Origin of the sequence: Clostridium sp. AM27-31LB (assembly GCF_003480745.1) — a bacterium.
GTDB lineage: Bacteria > Bacillota > Clostridia > Lachnospirales > Lachnospiraceae > Butyribacter > Butyribacter intestini.
In genome coordinates this window covers 16,360-33,393 of sequence record NZ_QUJS01000008.1, presented here as the reverse complement: position 1 = coordinate 33,393, position 17,034 = coordinate 16,360, and the positions used below count along the sequence as shown (strand labels likewise).

At 38.0% G+C, this 17,034-nt stretch carries 12 protein-coding genes; all 12 read right to left on the bottom strand.

Annotation, left to right across the window (positions count from 1 at the left end):
* Nucleotides 1-44: 44 nt before the first annotated feature.
* On the bottom strand, nucleotides 45-1,481 hold the full coding sequence (glgA, locus tag DW721_RS11790) for a glycogen synthase GlgA (RefSeq protein WP_022015102.1): 1,437 nt from the start codon (nucleotides 1,479-1,481) through the stop codon (nucleotides 45-47).
* Nucleotides 1,482-1,555: 74 nt separating this feature from the next.
* Nucleotides 1,556-2,368, bottom strand: a complete 813-nt coding sequence (gene spo0A, locus DW721_RS11785) for a sporulation transcription factor Spo0A (protein ID WP_022015103.1) — start codon at nucleotides 2,366-2,368, stop codon at nucleotides 1,556-1,558.
* 188 nt (nucleotides 2,369-2,556) lie between these two features.
* Entirely contained in the window at nucleotides 2,557-3,807 is a 1,251-nt protein-coding gene (spoIVB, locus tag DW721_RS11780) for a SpoIVB peptidase (protein ID WP_118745864.1), read from the bottom strand.
* A gap of 193 nt (nucleotides 3,808-4,000) precedes the next feature.
* Nucleotides 4,001-5,713 carry a DNA repair protein RecN gene (gene recN, locus DW721_RS11775; protein ID WP_118745863.1) on the bottom strand — a complete coding sequence of 571 codons (1,713 nt, stop codon included), beginning with the start codon at nucleotides 5,711-5,713 and terminating at the stop codon, nucleotides 4,001-4,003.
* 292 nt (nucleotides 5,714-6,005) lie between these two features.
* Nucleotides 6,006-10,667: an Ig-like domain-containing protein gene (locus DW721_RS11770; RefSeq protein ID WP_118745862.1), complete on the bottom strand. Its 4,662-nt coding sequence runs from the start codon at nucleotides 10,665-10,667 to the stop codon at nucleotides 6,006-6,008.
* A 112-nt stretch (nucleotides 10,668-10,779) separates the two neighbouring features.
* On the bottom strand, nucleotides 10,780-11,523 hold the full coding sequence (locus tag DW721_RS11765; RefSeq protein WP_022015107.1) for a YebC/PmpR family DNA-binding transcriptional regulator: 744 nt from the start codon (nucleotides 11,521-11,523) through the stop codon (nucleotides 10,780-10,782).
* Nucleotides 11,524-11,617: 94 nt separating this feature from the next.
* Nucleotides 11,618-12,076: an arginine repressor gene (gene argR, locus DW721_RS11760; RefSeq protein ID WP_022015108.1), complete on the bottom strand. Its 459-nt coding sequence runs from the start codon at nucleotides 12,074-12,076 to the stop codon at nucleotides 11,618-11,620.
* Nucleotides 12,077-12,131: 55 nt separating this feature from the next.
* Nucleotides 12,132-13,013 (bottom strand): NAD(+)/NADH kinase, encoded by an 882-nt coding sequence (locus tag DW721_RS11755; RefSeq protein ID WP_055941159.1) that lies wholly within the window; start codon nucleotides 13,011-13,013, stop codon nucleotides 12,132-12,134.
* A gap of 39 nt (nucleotides 13,014-13,052) precedes the next feature.
* Entirely contained in the window at nucleotides 13,053-13,928 is an 876-nt protein-coding gene (locus DW721_RS11750; RefSeq protein ID WP_118745861.1) for a TlyA family RNA methyltransferase, read from the bottom strand.
* A 56-nt stretch (nucleotides 13,929-13,984) separates the two neighbouring features.
* A complete protein-coding gene (dxs, locus tag DW721_RS11745; RefSeq protein WP_118745860.1) occupies nucleotides 13,985-15,874 on the bottom strand; it encodes a 1-deoxy-D-xylulose-5-phosphate synthase in 1,890 nt (629 codons plus the stop codon).
* Nucleotides 15,875-15,904: 30 nt separating this feature from the next.
* Nucleotides 15,905-16,804 (bottom strand): polyprenyl synthetase family protein, encoded by a 900-nt coding sequence (locus DW721_RS11740; RefSeq protein WP_118745936.1) that lies wholly within the window; start codon nucleotides 16,802-16,804, stop codon nucleotides 15,905-15,907.
* Nucleotides 16,805-16,825: 21 nt separating this feature from the next.
* Complete coding sequence (gene xseB / locus DW721_RS11735; RefSeq protein ID WP_022015113.1) at nucleotides 16,826-17,023, bottom strand: exodeoxyribonuclease VII small subunit; 198 nt, start codon at nucleotides 17,021-17,023, stop codon at nucleotides 16,826-16,828.
* Nucleotides 17,024-17,034 lie beyond the last annotated feature (11 nt).

The window sequence follows — 17,034 nt, the reverse complement described above, 5'->3', positions numbered from 1 at the left end:
GAAGTCAAGCTTGCAATAAATAACCAATCAATGATATGCCATTTTTATAGTCTGTCATAAAGTTCGGCATACTTCTGTGCTGACTGTCCCCATGAAAAGTCTTTAGCCATTCCTCTGTCAATAATCTTATTCCACTCGCGTTTACGGTTAAAATATACATCCTTGGCATAACGGATAGTATTTAACATCTCATGAGCATTATAATTGCAGAATGAAAAACCTGTTCCAGTTCCCTCATATTCATTGTAAGGTTCTACAGTGTCTTTAAGACCACCAGTCTCACGCACGATAGGAACTGTTCCATATCTAAGACTCATCAACTGACTAAGTCCACATGGTTCAAAAAGTGACGGCATCAGAAACGCATCACAAGCCGCATATATCTTATGTGAACGCTCATTTGAATAATAAATATTCGCTGACACTCTGTCATGATACTTCCACTCAAAATGACGGAATAAATGCTCATATTTTTCTTCACCTGTTCCAAGCACGACAAGCTGTGTATCCTCCGCACAGATTTCTTCTATGACATAATCTACAAGATCAAGACCTTTCTGGTCTGTAAGTCTTGAAACTATTCCTATCATAAACTTCTTATCATTTTCCTCAAGTCCAAGCTCTCTCTGTAAAGCCCTCTTATTCTTTATCTTTTCGCGTCTAAATGTTTTTACAGAATAATTTTTGTAAATCAAAGGATCTGTTTCCGGATTATACTCATCATAATCAAGACCATTTACAATACCTACAAGCGAATTTTCTCTCGCACGCATAAGTCCGTCAAGTTTTTCACCGTAAAACGGCATCTTTATCTCCTCTGCATATGAATCACTGACTGTTGTTACCAGATCAGCATAAACAATTCCACCTTTAAGATAATTTGCATCACCATATGCTTCAAGTTTGTCCGATGTAAAAAACGAAGGTTTTATCCCTGTTATATCCTTAACCTTTTGCAAATCCCATACACCCTGAAATTTAAGATTATGTATAGTCATTATTGTCTTAATATTCGTATAGAACGGATTTTCCTGAAACATATCATGAAGATATACAGGAATGAGTCCTGTCTGCCAGTCATGACAATGAATAACATCCGGATGAAAATCAAGACTTGGAAGTGATGACAATGCAGCCTTGCAAAAAAATGCAAACTTCTCAATATCTTCGTGTATATAACCGTATGGTTTTGGTCCTGCAAAATAAAATTCATTATCTATAAAATAAAATGTAATGCCATTATACTGCAGTTCCATGATTCCAACATACTGTTTACGCCATGCCAAGTCTATGTAAAAATGTGTTTTGTAAACCATCTTGTTTTTCCACTCATCCGGAATACATGCATATTTGGGAATCATAACCCTTACATCATACTTTTTCTTATCAAAACATTTAGGCAGTGAACCGACTACATCTGCCAATCCTCCCGTCTTGATAAACGGAGTACTCTCCGATGCTACAAATAAAATATTCTTCAATACAACCAACCTCCTTTGCCAATGTTTATATATATTATAAACCAAATCAGCGGCTCTGAAAAGTATTTTATCTGTTAAACTATCATTTTCCTGTTCATTTTATATTCAAGGCGTATTTTATCAGAAATCAATGCGACAAACTCTGAGTTGGTAGGTTTACCTTTGCCCGAACTTACTGTGTATCCAAATAATTCTTCGATTGTATCAACTTTTCCCCTGCTCCATGCCACCTCTATAGCATGTCTTATCGCTCTCTCTACACGGCTTGATGTAGTCTTATGATTTTTTGCTATCGTTGGATATAATCTCTTAGTAATCGCACCAAGCATCTCATCATCATTAACTGACATTATTATTGCATCTCTTAGATACTGATACCCCTTTATATGTGCCGGTACTCCTATCTCATGGATTATATCTGTTACATCTGCTTCAAGATTATATGATTTCTTTAACATATTTTTTCCATTTTCATATACTGTATTTATCACATGATTTTGTGCACTCTCCTCGTTTACTGCCGTTCTAATTCTCGAAAGTACCATCTGAGTATCAAACGGCTTTAAAATATAATATGCTGCACCAAGTGCAAACGCATTTTCCGTTACGCTTTCCTGGCTGACAGCCGAAATAACAATTATCTTTGGAACCGAAGTTATTTTTTTCTTCTCTTTAAGTCTCTCCATAACACCGAGTCCGTCAAGTCTTGGCATTATAAGATCAAGTAAGACGACATCCGGATTATGGATTTCGATTTTTTTAAGTGCCTCCTCACCATCTGCTGCTGTCGCAATCACATCCATATCTGTTTCTTTTGTAATAGCATCCTTAAGTAAATTTACAATTCTACTGTTATCGTCAACTACTAATACTTTGATGTTGTCCATATTTACCTCCAAATTCGACTTTTTGTTTTTCTTCTTCTAGATATTATGCCCTATCACATCATAATTCAACGATAAACACGCTCTACATTTCGACCTTTAAATGCTGTTTTTCTTACACTTTACTATATATCTTCATGTTATTACATAATCTGACAACACCATTCTACTATTTACATCAAATCAATATTTCACGAAAGCATCCTTTCAATGAAAATCCCATATCCCTTTACCGGGTCATTTACAAAAACATGAGTAACAGCACCTATAATCTTTCCATTCTGTATGATTGGTGAACCACTCATCCCCTGCACGATACCGCCCGTTTTATTTAAAAGTCTCTCATCAGTAACTTTTATTACCATATCCTTATTTTCTTTTGAATTTTGATATACACTACACACCTCGACTTCATATTTATCTGTTACTTTGTCTAACTGACATAATATATATGCCTTTCCTTTTTTTATCTCCTGCTTTAATGCAATGGGAAGTGCAGTTTTTTTCTGATATATATAAGCTGTCTCACCGACTGTTATTTTTCCCTTTATACCTGAATTTGTATTGCTTATGATGCTTCCCAGACGGCATCTGTCAGACAATTCCACGCTTCCTGATATTTGTCCGGGACTTCCTTTTTTGCTCGGTATAACCGTGCTTACATCTGCCTTATATAACCCTCCTGCCGATATATCTACTAAAAGTCCCGTATCTGCATCTGCTATGCCATGACCTAAAGCGGCATACATATTATCCTTAGTAACATATGTTATCGTTCCTATACCCTCTGTATCTTCTCTAAGCCATGTCCCTATCTTAAATTTTCCGTCATCCGCTTCAATACACTTCATCTTTACGAATATATTTTCATTTCCTCTGCGGATTTTCATCCGTATTGAAGCTTTATCTTTGTTTTGCAATATACTTTCTATGTCATCTATTGATGAAACTTTCTTTCCATCGACCTGGTATATATAATCACCCGTCTGAAGTATATTTTTTGCCGGACTGTACTCAACACCATCCTTTCCACGCACATTTGCCGTCCCAAGAACCATTACTCCCCTCGCATTTACATAAATGCCTACCGCCCGTCCCGACGGCATTAGTTTTTGTTCTTTGACGACATTAAACTTAATATTCTTATAATGTATAATGCCAAACAGCTTAAGTTCTGCTTTGCAGCTTCCATAACTTTTTCCCGCTGTCACTCTCATCATACCATCCGTTCCCGGATTGCTCATAACTTTTATGCAGGTATTTGAAGTATTTTCACATTTAACCGGAAGATTAAAATCAAATGATTGCTCAGAATTTGCAACTATGTTTATATCTGTAGGTATTTTACGGTCAAGATACCAAATATAGTATAATACCGATACAACTATATCCAATACCAGTGCCCCGATAAGAAACAACTGATAATACTTCTTTTTCTGCATCTTTATATCCTCCAACAAAAAGTATATTTCCAATTTTTGTTTTTGAAAATATACAATATTTATATTTGATATAGTCCGCAAAATACAAAAAAGTATTCAAAAATATTAAAACTGTTCATTAACATAAAATTGTCAAAAATATTTTCTCGTCTTAAAATGCTGTTATTAAAATATATTTTCTTTCTAAAACTCTTTATGCCGGGCGACTTACTTTTTTATAATTTATTTTTTCAATATCTGCAAGCTGTTTCATCTCTCTTGCACTCTCAAGTACGGCATCGGTAATCTTTGCTCCTCCGAGTATTCTTGCTATCTCCTCTACTATCTCATCACCCTCTAACTGCCTTATGACTGTACTCGTCTTATTTAATGAATTATTTTTTTCAATAAGATAGTTATGATCTGCCATTGCAGCTATCTGTGCAAGGTGTGATATACATATAACCTGATGTGAATGACCTATAAATGCCATCTTTTCAGCTACTTTCTGTGCTGTGCGTCCACTGATACCAACATCTATCTCATCAAATATTAATGTACCTATCGAATCATGTTCGGCTAGAACGGCTTTTATTGCAAGCATGATTCTTGAAAGTTCGCCACCTGATGCAGCCTGACCGATTGGTTTTAAATCTTCACCGGGATTTGTGGAAATCATAAATTCAACTTCATCTTTTCCTTTTAAATTAAACTCATCAAGTTCCCTGACTGCTATTTCAAATTTTACCTGCAGGAAATTTAAGTCTATAAGTGCGTCGGTTATCCTCTTTTCAAGTTCGGCAGAACACTTTTTTCTAATTTTTGAAATACTCTCTCCGAGTTTCTCCAGCTTAATTTTATATATCTCTATCTTCTTTTCGAGATTTGCCCTATATTCTTCGTATGCTTCATATTTTTCAAGTTTATTTTCAAGGTCTTTTGCATAATTTTCAACCAGTTCAGTTGTCGCACCATATTTTGATTTAATTGTCCTGACAAGATCAAGCCTCGTTTCAACTTCTGCAAACTCCTCACCATTTTCATCCATATCAGACGCATATTCCTGCAAATCCCTGTTAAAATCCATGATAAGCTCATCAATATCTGCTATCTGTCTCGCCAGCTCCTTAAGCCTTTCATCATAACCACTTATCTTTGCTAATATATGGGAACTTCTTCCAAGCATCTGTGACACGCTCTGACTGTCACCGTAAGAATCTTCTACAAGTGAATACACCTCATTTATACCACTCTTTATCTCATTTGCATTTGAAAGATAACGGTATCTCTCCTGAAGCTTTTCCTCTTCACCCTTTACTAAATGTGCATGTTCTATCTGCTCCAGCTCATACCGTATAAATGATACTTCTCTAAGTCTTTCTTCCTCTGACATTTCTTTTTCTGAATACTTGACAAGCATATCCTTATACTGTCTATACATTTCTGAAAACTCCATGTCTCTCCCACACATTTTTTCTGCCGCATATCTGTCAACAATCTCCATATGTTTATTCTTATACAGTAATGACTGCTGCTCATTCTGGCCATGAATATCTATAAGTATATCGGCAATACTTTTAAGCATAGAAACACTTACCGTCTCACCATTGACCCTGTTTATAGTGCGGCACTTAGTTATCTTTCTAGATATTACTACGACATCCTCCTCTAATGTAATCCCCAGCTTTTCAAGACTATTTATCTGTTCACTGTCCTCAGCTAAAAATGTAAGTTCCACGAGTGCAAACTCCGTACCTGTCCTGATAATATCCTTTGAAACTTTTCCACCAAGTGCAATATTTATAGAACCGATAATGATGGACTTACCGGCACCGGTCTCTCCTGTAAGAACATTAAGTCCCTCGGAAAATTCAACTTCGATCTCATCAATAATCGCAAGATTTTTCACATGAAGATTAAGTAACATGGATACTCCCCCTTTATATTGTACTGAACATATTTTCGCTCTTGTTATATGGATAATATCACACTGAACACCCGTTTGTCAAGAACATATTTTCGTTTTAATTCATAACAATTCACCCCCCCAAAAAAAATTGACAATACAGTGAATAAACTCAACTATTGTCAATTTTTTTCCGCTGAACTGTTGCACACAAAAAGAAAAGTACCACACAAAACTTTAAGTTTTATATGATACTTTTCCATAAATCATATATTAGATATTAATACGTAATACTTTATTTTTACATCATATCTTATCGTTTATTGTTGTTTACTGAAGAAACATTTATCTGGCATCCTACCTTGCATCCGTTTACATATGCATATATATATGCCGTTCCCGTTCCTTTCGCAACAACCTTACCATTTGTTACTACCGCAACTCGTGTATTTGATGAATACCATGTAACTGTATCTGATGTACCATGAACTATCAATGTCTCTGTATCATACTGTCTGAGATTGAGAACTGACTTGTTCATCGCAACTACATTTACATTTACCGTAGATGTTACACCACTTGTCGCAAGTATTGTGATAGTCGCATTACCTGTTCCTACCGCTGTTATATTACCCTTTCTGTCCACTGTTGCAACTCTCTTATTATCACTTGAGAACTTAATACTATCTGAAGTATCAGATGGAAGCACTGAGTATGACAGCTTCATCTTATCTCCACGCTTCATCGTTACATCCTGCTGTGCAATAACAATACTTGTAACCGGTACAGGCTCAACTACCTTAACAAAACATCTTGCTTTCTTATTGCTTCCATCCGTAGTAGTTGCAGTTATGTATGCATCTCCCTCTGCAATACCCCAGATTTTTCCTGAACTGTTTACCTGAACAATCTTGTTATCTGAACTTGTCCACTTAACACCCTTAACAGATGCAGATGCAGGTTTCAATATAGCATGGAGCTTTTTGCTTCTTCCCACATAACATACTGTATAATTTGTATTAAGTCGGATACTTGATACACGCCTTATTACTCTTACTTTACAAGAAGCTTTTGCATGAATTGCATCTTTAGTCATTACGGTCACTCTTGCAACTCCGACACGCTTTGCTGTTATCTTACCGCTGCTTGATACTTTTAATACACGCGAATTTGAACTTTTCCATGTTACGCCCGGAAGCTTGCCCGCATTAGATTTAACAGTAGCTTTAAGTTTGTATGACTGTTTCAATCCTATACGGATATTACTCTTGTTGAGTTTTACCGTTGTATGAAGTTTTCTTACCTTAACCTTACATTTTGCTGACTGTTTATATTTTGTAAGTGTGCATGTAATAGTACATGTTCCTATCTTTTTAGCCTTAACCTTTCCAGAAGAACTTACTGTCGCAATACTTGTATTTGATGATTTCCATGTTGCAGTTTTATTTGCTGATGTTGGTTTTATAACCTTTTTTGGAGTAAAACTGTGCCCCAATGCAAGCTCTCTTGTAGAAGGTGACAATTTAAAATCAACTGCCTTTTCTACATGAACTGCTACAGTAGCATTAAAACCTCCATCTTCTGCAGTACACTGAACAATGGCATCTCCCGGTCCGACACCTGTTACAACTCCCTTTGAATCAACAGTAACAACCGTCTCATCAAGAGACTGGTAAATTACATTCTGGTTTGTTGTATCTTCCGGAGTAAACTGAGGTTTTATCGTAAACTTCTTTCCACATACGATATTTTGTGTAACCGGTGTAACTTCAAATCCCGTTGCTGAAACAGGTGCTTTCTCAACCGTTACGATACAGGTTCCCGTCCATACACGGTTATCATTTGTCGTATCTTTATATGTAGCAGTTATTACGGCTGTTCCTTCCTCGACACCAGTCACGACACCATTGGCATCTACTGTTGCTTTTGTCTCATCTGAAGTTGTCCATGTAACATCTCTGTCTGTAACATTTTCAGGTGTAAACACAGGTGTAAGCTGTAATGTCTTTCCAATATAAACAGTATCCTCATTTGGCACTATCGCAAAATCCGTTGCCGATACCTGCGAAGAAGTTACATAGACCATACAGGTTATGGCACCCTCCTGACCTAAATCCTCGGCAACACAGCTAAGCATTGCAACACCTTCTTTGACACCTGTTATAACACCTTCTTTTGACACGGTAAATATTGTCGTGTCTGATGATGAAAATGTAACATTACTGTTTATATTCTCACTTGGCGTAAACTGAACATCTACAGTTTTCGACGATCCAACTGAAATATACTCAGCCTTTGATCCAAACGCAATAGAAGTAAGCCTGTTTCTTACATTTACTACTATCGTTGCCGATGCTGTCGTGTGATTGTCATCTGACTGTGGGAGAACTGCTGTTGCTTTAATCGAAGTAGTTCCCGGACCTACTGCCGTAATCACTCCTTTATCATTCACTGTAGCTACTTTAGTGTCATCTGAGGTCCATGTCATTCTTGTATCAGATGCGTCTTCAGGTTGATATGATGCAGTTACCGCATATGTATCACCTTTTATCATATTAAGACTTGATACATCGGTCGTTATCTCTGTCATTGGTCGTGACTGGATGATAAGATGACAGGTTGCATACATATTAGCACTCTGCACCCTGATATACACATCCCCTTCTCGTTTCATAGAAACCTTTCCCGATGAATCTATCTCAGCAATATCTGTAGGATTCACATCTGAAAGTGATGTTCCCTCTACACTCCACTTAAAGTCTGTCTCTTTCTCTGTTGTGTCTGATGGGCCAAAAATAGCTTTCATAAATACATATTTTTCTGCAAGTGTAGTCGTATATGTGTCATACTGGACAACTTCTTTTGTTTCCTGATCGACAACACCTATCGCGAGCTCCGTAACAGGCTGCGTTACGGTTATCTCACAAGTCGCATAAACATTATTGTCAGGATTAAGTGCTGTAATCACTGTTTTTCCCGCTTTAAGTGCAGTAAACATTGCTGATGGATTAGTCGTACCTGATATCTGTTCAATAGTACCTACTGACGGATCAGAAGAAAGCCATATAAGATTTCTTTTCTCTGTCAAATCTGTTGCTATAATGCTCTGCTGTCCCTGCTCTATAGTCAGAGTGTCAGGAACCATATGGAATTCTTCAACACTCTTTCTTACTGTTACATTACACTTTGTGGTAAGCGTAACACCGTCAGGACTCGTCCACGAAAGCGTTACCAGCACCGGTGTATTTGCCGGAGTTTCTTTTTTGGCTACTATCGTTGCATACTGCCCGTTAGGTTTAACCGTGATATATTCATTTGAATCATCCGAAGGTTCCCATTTAAACTGACTTGTTTCTGTTGTGACATCTTCGCCAAAAGTACCATATAACTGCTCACTTGCACCTATCGCCATATCAATGCTTGATACATTCATTGAAAATGTCTGCATTACAGTTATATTTACTTTTACCGTTTGTAATGTATCATATTCCGGAATATTTGTATTTGCTGACTGCTGTGGATATTTTGTCACTGTCAATGTTGCTTTTCCTGTCGACTTTGTCGTAATATTCCACGATGCATTATCAAAGTCAATTATCTTACTGCCATCTATTCCTGCTGAAACATCTGTATATATTTCACCTTTAAAGTTTTCCGTCAATCCTTTTAATGAAATATTAAATGCATCTGTCAAGTCATAATGACCACCAATATTTATGGTTACATTTTTTTCTTCATAATTTGTCTTGACCTGTACTCCACCTGCTATATTTACAGGATCACAGTGATATTTTTTTCCTGTTGAAACTTCAAGGTTTTCAAATCCCGGATAAGTATCAGCTACAAAGAACTGTACGACATATGTTTCTGCCTTTGCCTTGAGCTGATATTTTTTAAGTGCAGGATACCATACAAGCTCAGCATCATCCTTATCCTCTGAACCAGTATTTCCTAAAGAATCCTTTATTAAAACTTTTTTACCTGTATTGCCACCTACTTCCTTTGAAATAACCCAGATAAGTTTCTGGCTTATAGATTCATTCGGATTACTGTCAAACTTTGCCTGACAGTCAAGGTAATCGCCTGTTTTTACAACAAGTGACTGCGTATAAACATCTGAGTTTACTATCTTTCCGTTTCCGGTACCTGTACCATCCCCTGATTGATATATGACCTCAGGTCTTACATATACCCATATCTCATCTGTATCAGACTTAGTCATATCAGTATCCTGATATGTGACCGTCAGCTTTGCTTTACCCGGACCTGTTGCCACTATACCATTACTATCAATCTTAACAACATCCTTATTACTGGTATTCCAGCTTCCTTTTGTAGCATCACCGAACATAAGATTAAGTTTCTGACTCTGCGAACTATCGGTAGCATCCGTACCAAATTCAAGCTTTGTTTCCGTATCTCTGTGATAATCCATGATGATTGCTTTACGCTCATCGGTATCAAAGATCTTGTTCATCTCTACACCGGTAGATTTTACGAGATACTCGTTCACGGAGAACATTATGTTTATTGTAAATGTAAATGTTTTTGAAACATTTGTTCCATTTATATTCTCAGTAATGGTAAGCGTCAGACCGACCGTACCATATTGAACTGCCTGAGTGTAAAGTGTACTGTTGATTCCGGTAGTCGTCACTTCAGCACCATAATTTCCCGGAGTAGCACTAATCTTTAATTTGGTTGCATCCAAACTCTGCCATGTGTATTTCGTATTGCTATCCTGTGCTCCCGATGCACTTAACTGATCCTGTTTTCTACGCATGGTGTATTCCTGACCTGATGTCATCTGTCTGCCGGTACTGTCAAGAACAACATAATCACGGTCGTCATCTGCCGCCCTTGATGTAAAATGTGCTTTTGCCGCAAAGCCAACCACAAAAACGAACATAAGCATAACTGTCATTCCCGCCATGGTCTTCCATTTTTTCTTAATCTTATCCTTTAATCGATTCATAGTTCCTCCCCTGACTCAATCCGTCTTTTTATTTCTATCGGCATAAAAAGCACAAATTATTACATTCGGAAAGTGAAACATCCTGCATAAACTTTATGATTATGCACTATGTTTACTCATCCCAGTTATGAAAAACATCCTGTACATCGTCGTCTTCATCAAGAAGATCAAGTGTACGATTAAGCTGTCTTATATCATTTTCATCCGTCAATGTGACATAATTTTGTGGAATCATCGTAACTTCAGCACTTGCCATAGGATAATTTTCTTTTTCAAGGACCTCTCTTACTGCTGAAAAATCCTCTGGTGCCGTGATTATCTCATATGCTTCTTCCTCGTCTGAGAAGTCCTCAGCACCCGCATCAAGTGCAAGCATCATAAGCTCATCTGCATCAACTTCTATATCATTGTCCTCAAGTTCCTCTTTAGAAATGATTATCTGTCCCTTCTCATCAAACATATACGATACACACCCCTGCGTTCCTACACTTCCGCTTCCCTTTGTAAAAGCATTACGAACATTACTTGCAGTTCTGTTCTTATTGTCTGTAAGAGCCTTAACTATGATAGCGATACCACTCGGACCATATCCTTCATATGTAACTTCCTCGTAATTTACTCCGTCACCGTCACCTGCTGCCTTTTTGATACCTCTGTCAATAGTATCATTTGGCATATTGTTTGCTTTAGCTTTTGCAATAACATCACGAAGCTTGCTGTTATTTTCAGGATCCGGACCGCCATCTTTAACTGCTACTGCAATCTCTCGACCGATAATAGTAAATATCTTACCTTTTTTAGCGTCGTTTTTCTCCTTTTTATGTTTAATGTTTGCAAATTTTGAATGTCCTGACATTTCTCTATTTTCCTTTCTTTAATAACATAATATGATAATTTTCCACCATAACTAATTTATTTTAGCATTTTTCCTGCACTCTTGCAACCTTTGGCTACTTTTCTTCTTTTAAAAGCCTGTCTATCTTTGTCATGACTACAGGCACTTCACCCACGGAATGAACGGCACACATGACCGTATCGTCTCCTGCTATTGTTCCAACAACACCGGGCACTTCCAAATTGTCTATTGCCGCCGCTATCGCCATTGCCATGCCTGAAATTGTTTTTATGACAAGTATGTTTTCAGCCTGATCCATCCACAAAAAACCGTCCTGCAATACCCTTACATACTTATTGTAAAGATTTGTCTCCTTCTCCTGGAGAAGTGTGTATTTCTGATGAACACCGTCAACAGACACCTTTGTAAGTTTTAACTCCCTTATGTCTCTTGAAATCGTCGCCTGCGTCACTGTAAAGCCCTCCTGTTCAAGCCTTTCTCCCAGTTCCTCCTGCGTTTCTATCTGATATTTGCCTATCAATTCTATTATCTTTGATCTTCTTTCAAGCTTCATATTCTCCCCCCTGATATTTTTTAGGATTAACCCTGTAAAAAAAATAAACTGATTATTACAATTCACCGTTTAACTTTTCTCTCATCCTCTCGTAGAAGCCTATATCTGATAATTTTATCAGCTTCGTTGTCGCATGAGGAACTTCGAGTACAAGCCTGTCACCTGTTGAAAGTTCTCCTATCGTTCTCCCGTCAGCAGTTACCATTGCAAGGTCAACACCTACATCCTTTGTCTGACCTATCTCTAATGTTATATTTTCCGCAGCATCGACAACAAGACTTCTTTTATTTAGGGAATGTGCACATATCGGAGTTACGACCATCGCCTTTAAATTCGGTACCATAACAGGTCCTCCTGCCGAAAGATTGTAACCTGTCGAACCTGTCGGTGTCGATATTATAAGACCATCTGCACGGTACACATCTGCAAGCTCATTTTCAAGATAAACTTTTACCGTTATAAGCCTGCCGCTGCCCCTTTTGCTTACCACTATATCATTTAACGCATAACATGACGAACGGCTGTCCGGCTGTTTAAAGTATGATATTTCCTTTAGCATCATCCGTGACTCTATCGTATAATCACCCTCAATAAGCTTGTCAAGTGCATCAAATACATCTTTATACTCAACCTCTGTGAGGAAACCAAGATTTCCGGTGTTTACTCCTATTATAGGAAGCTCCGTGTGCACAAGGTCTATCGCCGCCTGTATCATCGTTCCGTCACCGCCGAGTACAATAGCACATTCCGTCTTGTCGTCTATATGTCTTATATCAGTAAAATGTCTTATTCCTGCCGACTGTGTCAGCTTGTTTTCAAGTATCGTGCATACGCAGGCTTTATTTTCAAGATATTTTTTTATCTCAGATGCCTTCTCATAATTATCCTTTTTATCACTGTTAGTTATAATACAAAAAAATGTCATTTTTTTGCTCATTAGAGACTCTCCTTTGCAGTCGTCATACTTTTTATAAATTTATATATCTAATTTCAGATGTGCCTGCTCTACCGTTTCATGTGCAAGCTTCTCATATTTTTCACTAAATATTTCCTCTGCCTTGCTTTTTTCTTCCTCGGTAATATCACATACAGTGTCAGTTCTGTTCGTATCCTTTTCTATGTAGAGAAGATATTCTATATTTCCCTCAGGTCCTTTTATAGGTGAAAAGTTAAGTTCAAGTACCTTAAAGCCTATTGCCATAGCGTATATCATGACATTTTGTACTACTTCAAGATGTACTTTTTTATCTCTCACCACACCTTTTTTTCCAACCTTATCCTTTCCGGCTTCAAACTGAGGTTTGATAAGACATACTACTCTGCCGTTATCCGCCAACAGATTTCTCACCGGAACAAGAACTTTTGTCAGCGAGATAAAAGCTACATCTATTGAAGAAAATCCTATATTATCAGGCACATCCTCATGTGTTACATATCTGATGTTAGTCTTTTCCATTGACACTACTCTCTCGTCCTGCCTCAATTTCCACGCAAGCTGGTTTGTTCCAACATCTATCGCATACACTTTTGCGGCTCCGTTCTGAAGCATACAGTCTGTAAAACCGCCTGTCGATGAACCTACATCCATGCATACCCTGTCTGCAAGCGGCACCTGCCAAAGTTCCATTGCTTTTTCCAATTTGTAACCGCCCCTGCTGACATATTTCATCGGAGTTCCTTTTACTTCAATCTCCACATTCTCATCAAATGTACTTCCTGCCTTATCTTCCCTCTGTTCTTTTACAAACACATTTCCTGTCATTATTATCGCTTTCGCCTTTTCTCTCGATTCCGCAAAACCTCTCTTTACGAGAAGTACATCAAGTCTTTCTTTTTTCTTATGCTCTTTCATGCTGCCTCCAATTAATCATTTACCATTCAAACCTGCTGTATAAATAGTGTGTTGCATCATTGATACAATACACCTGTAAAATCCATTATTTTTTCTGCTATGCCCTCTGCATCTATCTTATATTTCTTCTTTAACATTTCAACACTTCCGTGCTCGATAAATTTATCCGGCAGTGCTATGTTTCTTATAAATGGCATCTGCGGTGCATTTTCCTGATACCAATGAGAAACACTCTCTCCAAAGCCGCCTGTGAGAATTCCCTCCTCCATCGTTATTATATAGCGGTGGTTTCTGCCTATATCAGAAAGCATTTCTTCATCAAGTGGTTTTACAAATCTTGCATTTACTATAGTCACATCAATGCCATGCTGCAAAAGTATTTTTCTAACTTTTACAGCAGTTTCTACCATACTTCCAACAGCAAGCAGTGCAATATCAGCACCGCCAGTTATTTTTTCACTCTTTCCGTACTCTATTTTTGTGTCATATTCCTTAAGTCCCGTATATGCCTTCCCTCTTGGATACCTTATTGCTATCGGTCCGTCAAACCCTGCCGCAAATTCAAGCATTTTTTCTAATTCCAAAACATTTTTAGGTGCCATAACCGTCATATTGGGCATACTGTTAAAATATGATATGTCAAACATTCCCTGATGTGTCTCGCCGTCACTTCCGACAAGCCCTGCCCTGTCAACTGCAAATATTACCGGAAGTCTGCCAATACAGACATCATGGAGAATCTGGTCATATGCCCTCTGGAAAAATGTCGAATATATTGCGACAACCGGTTTCATGCCTTTTGAAGCCATGCCTGCCGCAAAAGTAACAGCGTGCTCCTCCGCTATTCCGACATCAAAAAATCTGTCGGGAAATCTTTCTGCCATACGGTTTAGTCCTGTTCCTGACGGCATTGCCGCAGATATTGCAACTATTTTTTCATCTTTATCAGCAAGTTCAACCAGCTTTCTGCTGAACACATAAGTATATGTCAAATATTTTTCCTTATTTTTGAGTGTTCCGTCACTCGGCTTAAAAGGTGCAATTCCATGAAAGGCTGACGGATCTTCCTCAGCCGGAAGATACCCCTTTCCCTTTTTGGTACAGACATGAACTATCACGGCTTTTTGCATTTTTGAAGCACTTTCAAATGCACTTACCATCTGTTTTACATCATGTCCGTCTATAGGTCCGATATATGTTATCCCCATATCTTCAAACAGCATACCCGGAACAAAAAGTCTTTTGACTGCATCCTTTGCACCCTTGATACTGTCAGCAAGTGCATTTCCTATATGTGATTTTCTCAACTTTGTCTCAACATCCTCTTTAAGCTCCGTATAATTGGTGCTTGTCCTGATATTTCCCAGATATTTTGACATTCCACCTACATTTTTAGATATAGACATCTGATTGTCATTGAGAACGATAACCAGATTGGATTTCAATCTCGCCGCATTGTTGAGTGCCTCAAATGCCATTCCTCCCGACAATGCTCCGTCACCTATAACAGCAAATACATTATTTTTTTCTTTTTTAAGTTCCCTTGCTTTTGCCATTCCTATTGCAAGACTTATAGATGTTGAACTGTGTCCCGTATCAAATGCGTCACAATTACTTTCACTTCTCTTTGGAAATCCACTCATTCCTCCAAACTGTCTGAGTGTGTCAAACCCCTCTTTTCTGCCTGTAAGAAGTTTGTGCGTATAACTCTGATGTCCTACATCCCACACCAGACTATCATTTGGAAAATCAAGACATAAGTGAAGTGCCATTGTAAGCTCGACTGCACCGAGATTTGACGCAAGATGACCGCCTGTCATGCTTATCTTGTGAACTAAAAACTGCCTTATCTCTTTTGCGAGCAGCCTGTACTCTCTAGGGTCAATCTTTTTTATATCATTCGGCTCGTTTATCTGATTTAATAATCGTCCCACTTTACTCTCCATTCTACTGCTTCTCTTTTTATAAACAGTAATCTATTTTCTTCTGTTTATCAGCTTTTCTGTCAAAGTATATAAAAACTCATTTTTTACTTCTAATGTATCAAATATCGAAAGTGCCTTTTCAGAATATTGTTTTACATCACTGTGAGCCTTTTCGATACCATAAAGCGATACATATGTAATCTTGTCATTTTTTTCGTCACTGTGCACCGGCTTTCCAAGCTCTGAGGTTGTGCTTGTAACATCGAGTATATCATCCTGTATCTGAAATGCCATTCCTATGTTTAGTCCGGCTTTTTCCATAAGCTCTATGTCTTTGTCATCTGCTCCGGCAAGTGCCGCACCAACCATAAGTGATGCTTCTAAAAGTGCACCCGTTTTTAATCTGAAAATAAAATCAAGCTGATCTTTATCAGGCTTTTTCCCCGTCAGTTCAACATCGACAACCTGTCCTCCGACCATTCCCGTTATTCCAGCCTTTTTTGCCAGTATCTCCAAAGCCTTGACGGCACTGACCTTATCCCTGGCAGCCATAACACCTTTAACAGCCGTTTCATAAGCATAATTTAACAAAGCATCACCGGCAAGTATCCCCATATCCTCACCGAACACTACATGAGTTGTCTTTCTTCCTCTCCTGTACTCGTCATTGTCCATAGCCGGCAGGTCATCATGCACCAGCGAATATGTATGAATCATCTCTATCGCAGCCATAAACGGTTCAATAACTTTTTCGTCCTTACCGCCAAACATTATATATGACTGGTGCATCATCATCGGACGAAGTCTCTTTCCCCCCGCCATAACACTGTACTCCATTGCATCATATATAGTTTTCTGATATGACGGTGTTTTAGGAAGATAATTTTTTAAAACCTCTTCTATATATGAAATAATTTTTTCCTGCTCTTTCTTAAAACTATCCTGTTCCATTAACTCCATCTTCTAGTCCCCCTATTCATCATCAGTTTCAACAACCGTCAGTTTCTTTTCAACTTTATCTATCGTCTCATTACATTTTTTAATGAGTTTCATTCCATCTTCATATTTTTTAAATGAATCCTCAAGCGAAAGTTCTCCACTCTGTAATTCAAGTATAATATCATCCAGACTTTCAAAACATTCCTCTAATGACATTTTCTTTGCCGCCATATCTGACCTCC